Annotated in this window: 4 protein-coding genes; 3 read left to right on the forward strand and 1 reads right to left on the reverse strand. The window is 69.5% G+C overall.

Annotated elements, in window-relative coordinates:
• Window positions 1-225 precede the first annotated feature (225 nt).
• Entirely contained in the window at window positions 226-2,283 is a 2,058-nt protein-coding gene (locus tag B3E43_RS12950) for an OPT family oligopeptide transporter (protein WP_292030152.1), read from the reverse strand.
• Between the two features lie 218 nt (window positions 2,284-2,501).
• Here B3E43_RS12950 and B3E43_RS12955 point away from each other — a divergent pair, with 218 nt between their 5' ends.
• From B3E43_RS12955 to B3E43_RS12965, 3 genes are all read left to right on the forward strand, one after another.
• Entirely contained in the window at window positions 2,502-2,960 is a 459-nt protein-coding gene (locus tag B3E43_RS12955; RefSeq protein WP_292030154.1) for a cytochrome c, read from the forward strand.
• A 145-nt stretch (window positions 2,961-3,105) separates the two neighbouring features.
• Window positions 3,106-3,969: a bifunctional DNA-formamidopyrimidine glycosylase/DNA-(apurinic or apyrimidinic site) lyase gene (gene mutM / locus B3E43_RS12960; protein ID WP_292030156.1), complete on the forward strand. Its 864-nt coding sequence runs from the start codon at window positions 3,106-3,108 to the stop codon at window positions 3,967-3,969.
• A gap of 114 nt (window positions 3,970-4,083) precedes the next feature.
• Window positions 4,084-4,533, forward strand: a complete 450-nt coding sequence (locus tag B3E43_RS12965; RefSeq protein ID WP_292030158.1) for a hypothetical protein — start codon at window positions 4,084-4,086, stop codon at window positions 4,531-4,533.
• Window positions 4,534-4,658: the final 125 nt, after the last annotated feature.

A 4,658-nucleotide genomic window follows, 5' to 3' on the forward strand; every position in this document is an offset into this window, starting at 1 on the left:
GGTCGACGTGGGCGATGATGGCGACGTTGCGCAGATTCATTTGACTATCAGACGTGCAAGGCGGCCGGCCCGGTCGAAAGTCTGGGGCGGCGGCTGGGTTCAGGCGACGGTGCGGGGAGCGCGCGCCTCATACAGGGGCGCACGCGGAAACGCCAGTGCGTGACGAACACGCACCGGCGTAACGGCGGTTCTATCGCCGAGGAAAGCGGCGACGAGAGGGCGGCGTCAGACTTTCGCTGACCGGCTCCGCACCCAGCTGTACAGGATCAGCGTCAGCACCACGAAGACCGCGATCCCCGCCGTCATGGCCGGCCAGGTCGAACCCTCGGGCAGCATGGCGAAGGGCGCCTCATTGTCGGTCGAGACGATGACCCCGGCCGTCATGACCAGGAACAGGCTCTCGCCGACGATCAGGCCCGACGCCAGCAGGACCCCCATCCGGCGACCGACGTCGGCGAACCGCGTGGTCTTGATCGCCTTGTCATACAGCCAGCCGCACACCGCCCCGACCACCAGCATGGTGGTCACGGCGGCCGGCAGATAGAAGCCGATGCCCACGGCCAGCGGCGGCAGCTTCATCCTGCCCTTGGTCGCGCCGCTCAGCACGGCGTCCAGAATGATGATGACCACGCCGATCGCCGCGCCGAGACCGATCAGATCCCAGCGCAGATCGCCGCCGATGACGCCGCGCCCCAGGGCCGAGATCAGCGTCGCCTGGGGCGCCGCCAGAGGCTCGTCGGCGATCCCGGCCGGCCCGCCCTCGAAACCGAAGGCCTGGTTCAGCAGGTTCAGGATCAGGGGAATGACCAGGGCGCCCGCGCCGACGCCCACGATCAGGGCCGTCTGCTGGCGCCACGGCGAGGCGTGGATCAGCTGGGCGGTCTTCAGATCCTGAAGGTTGTCGTTGGCGATCACGGCGACGGCGAAGACGATCGCCGTCACGATCAGGGCAAAGGCGATCACCGAAGGGTCGGCGGGCAGGCCGGCCACCGCCAGCACGCCCAGCATCAGCAGCGAGGCGATGACGATGGCCAGGATGCCCACGCCCGACACCGGGCTGTTGGATGACCCGATCAGCCCGGCCATGTAGCCGCAGATGGCGGCCACGGCGAAGCCGATGAAGACGACGTAGATCAGGCCGCCGCCGACCAGCATGGCCGTCGAGCCCGCCAGCGTCGGATTGCCCTGGGCGAACCAGGCCAGCAGCCCGCCGATCCCGATCAGACAGGCGACGGACAGGCCGGCGACGATATTGATCGGAATGTCCTGCTCGGTCCGGTCCAGCACCTCGCCACCCTGACGGCGGCGGTTGTCGGCCAGGGCCGAGGCCAGTCCGCCGATCAGCGGCCCGGCCAGTTTGATCAGGGTCCAGATGGCCGCGACGCCGATGACGCCGGCGCCCATCAGCCGCACCTCGCGGCTCCAGGTCGTCATGGCCAGTTCCTCGGCCGGCGCGCCGGCCTCGATGGTCGAGGCGATGGAGGGGATGCCGTTGGCGGTCATCCAGGCGATGGTCTCGGGGCTGGTCAGGATCGGCACGGCGATCCCCCAGGCCAGCAGCAGGCCGAACAGCTGGGCCAGGCCCACGGCCAGACCGATCAGATGGCCCGCGCCCAGCAGCGCGAACTGCATGCTGAAGCCCATGCCCGTGGCCCCGCCGCCCAGCGTCGCCGGCAATTTGATGAACCGTGTCGCTTCCGCCGCGAACACCCGGCCCGCGACCAGCAGGGCATAGCCCGCCGAGACCACCGCCCCGGTGATCACGACCCACAGGCCCGAGGCGTTCTCGCGCACCGCGCTCTCGGTCTGTTCGGCCCCGCGCGATCCGACGGTCAGCACCTCGGCCGCCGCGCGGCCTTCCGGGTAGGGCAGGCCGCCCTGGACCACCAGCGCCCGGCGCAAGGGAATTGAGAAGGTCACGCCCAGCACGCCGCCGAAGGTGCAGATCAGCACCGACTCCCAGAACGGGAACTCCAGCCACCAACCGACCATGACCAGTCCGGGCAGGACGAAGATGATCGCGCTCATGGCCCCGCCGACCGAGGCCACGGTCTGGACGGTCATATTCTCCCAGATGGTCGAGTCCTTGAACATCCGCAGGATGGCCATGGAGATGACCGCCGCAGGGATGGCCGAGGCGAAGGTCAACCCGACCTTCAGACCCAGATAGGTGTTGGCGGCGGTGAAGACGACGGCCAGCAAACAGCCCAGCACCAGGGCGCGCAGCGTCAGCTCGATCCGTTTGACGCCGCTCACGGGCGCGCTCGCGGGTGTGTCGGTCATATGGGGTTCCCTCTCCCTCGTGGGGCGGAGGTAAGCGGAGAAAGTGGTTAGTGGCTAGTGGTTAGTGATTACAGCGTCTCTGCCGGCGGAAGGGCGGCGCGGGCTGAGCCACGACACCGGTGCTGGCCAGCCACTAGCCACTAACCACTCGCCACTCCCCCCTCCATTGACACCTGCCCTTCCCCGGCGGAGCCTCACCTCAAAAGGGGAGAGACACGATGAAGCGGATCATGACAGCCACGGTGATCGGCCTGCTGTGTCTCGGCGGCGCGGCCGGCGCCCGGGACGCGCGTTCGCCCCTGGCGGACACGGTCGAGGCGCGGCAGGCGGCGATGATGCTGTCGGGCGTGGCCATGGGCTCCATCAAGGCGGCGATCGACGCCGGCCAGCCGATCGCCAGCCAGCGCTTCCCGACCCGCGCCCTGTCGCGCTGGGCCCATGCCGTCCCCGGCGCCTTCCCGGCCGGCAGTGGCTCCGAGGCGGGCGTGCGCACCAACGCCAGGCCTGAAATCTGGAGCGACCGCGCCGGCTTCGACGCGAAGGCCGCCGACTACGCCGCGGCCGCCGACCGGCTCGCCGAACTGGCCGCCGGCGAGGACGCCGCCGCCTTCGCCGCCCAATGGGCCGTGGTGCGGGCGAGCTGCCAAGCGTGCCACGATGGGTACAAGGCGGGGTGAAAAGTGATTAGTGGCTAGTGGTTAGTGATCGCCGCCTCTCTGACGGCGGAAGGGCGGCGCGGACCGCGCTCCCGCACAGGCGGCGGCCAGCCACTAACCACTAGCCACTAGCCACTCCTTCATCCACTGCGCCAGACCCCCTCCCATGCCCGAACTCCCCGAGGTCGAAACCGTCCGTCGCGGCCTTGAGCCCGTCCTGACCGGGGCGCGCCTGACGCGGGTGCGCCAGAACCGGCCGGACCTGCGCTTTCCCTTTCCCGACCGCTTCCCCGAGCGGCTGGAAGGCGCGATCGTCGAACGGATCGACCGCCGCGCCAAATATCTGCTCATGCCGCTGTCGACCGGCGAGTCCTGGGTCAGCCACCTCGGCATGACCGGCCGCTTCACGCTCGACGGCGAACAGCTGGGCGAGTTCGAGGAGGCCGCGCCCATCGCCGGCAAGCATGAGCATATGAGCCTCTGCGCCGTGCGCGGCGCCGTCACGACGCGCGTCGGTTTCGCCGACGCCCGCCGCTTCGGCTTCATGGGACTGATCCCGACCGTGGGGGTCGAGGCCCATCCGTGGTTCGCCGCCCTCGGCCCCGAACCGCTCGGCAACGGCTTCTCCGGCGCGCATCTGGCCGAGGCCTTCTCCGGCAAGAAGCAGAACATCAAGGTCAGCCTGCTGGACCAGCGCGTCGTTGCGGGCCTCGGCAACATCTACGTCTGCGAGGCCCTCTATCGCGCCCGCATCTCGCCCCTGATCGCGGCGGGCAAGGTGTCGAAGCCCCGCCTCGAAACCCTCGCCGCCGTGGTCCGCGATGTCCTCGGCGAGGCCATCATCGCCGGCGGCTCGACCCTGAAGGATTTCGCCAACGCCGACGGCGGCCAGGGCTATTTCCAGCACCGGTTCGACGTCTACGGCCGCGAGGGCCAGCCGTGCCTCGCAGAGGGATGCGCCGGCGTCGTCAAACGCACCGTCCAGGGCGGTCGCTCGACCTTCTGGTGCCCGATCTGCCAGAAAAGATGAGTGGCGAGTGGTTAGTGGCTAGTGATTGCCGCATCTCTGGCGGCGGAAGGGCGACACCAACCGCGCCTCGCCCGGCCCGCCGGCCAACCACTAACCACTAGCCACTACCGTCCCATGACCCACCGCCGCACCCACCTCTGGATCAGCCTGATTGTCGGCCTCGCCGTCTGGGGCGCCTATTTCGGCCATTTCCTGCAGCAGATGCGCCGCGGCGAGACCGGCGGCCTGGCCCTCTGGTTCCTCGGCGCCCTGGCCGTGATCATCCTCGCCGAGACCGTGGCCACCGGCCTGATCGCCTGGCTGTTCCGCCGCCGCGCCCGCGTGCTGGACGAGGGCCCGACGCTCGACGCGGCGCTGAAGGCCAGCCATGTCGCCCTGATGCTGCTGATCGGTCTGGCCCTGTCAGCGGCGGCGGCGCTGGCCTTCGCCTCCCTGTTCGGCTGGAGCCTCGACCTGTCCGGCGCGCGCGGTCAGGTCATCGCCGCCAATGCCCTTCTGGCCATGGTGGTGAGTGCGGAACTGCTGCGGGCCGGTTTGACGCTGGCGCTGATCCCGCGGCGGTAGAGTGGCTAGTGGCTAGTGGCTTGTGGCTAGTGGGTTAGCGGGTAGGCGCCAGGCTCCGGCCGCCGACGAAATCTCTGCCAAATCTGGACGCACCGCTCACCAGCCACTAGCCACTAGCCACTAGC

Source organism: Brevundimonas sp. UBA2416, from assembly GCF_002343105.1.
Lineage (GTDB): Bacteria > Pseudomonadota > Alphaproteobacteria > Caulobacterales > Caulobacteraceae > Brevundimonas.

Excerpts from the sequence above, each read along its gene's own strand:
- B3E43_RS12965 (WP_292030158.1), top strand. The coding sequence starts at position 4,084 with ATGACCCACCGCCGCACCCACCTCTGGATCAGCCTGATTGTCGGCCTC.
- B3E43_RS12955 (WP_292030154.1), top strand. The coding sequence starts at position 2,502 with ATGAAGCGGATCATGACAGCCACGGTGATCGGCCTGCTGTGTCTCGGC.
- B3E43_RS12950 (WP_292030152.1), bottom strand. The coding sequence starts at position 2,283 with ATGACCGACACACCCGCGAGCGCGCCCGTGAGCGGCGTCAAACGGATC.
- mutM (WP_292030156.1), top strand. The coding sequence starts at position 3,106 with ATGCCCGAACTCCCCGAGGTCGAAACCGTCCGTCGCGGCCTTGAGCCC.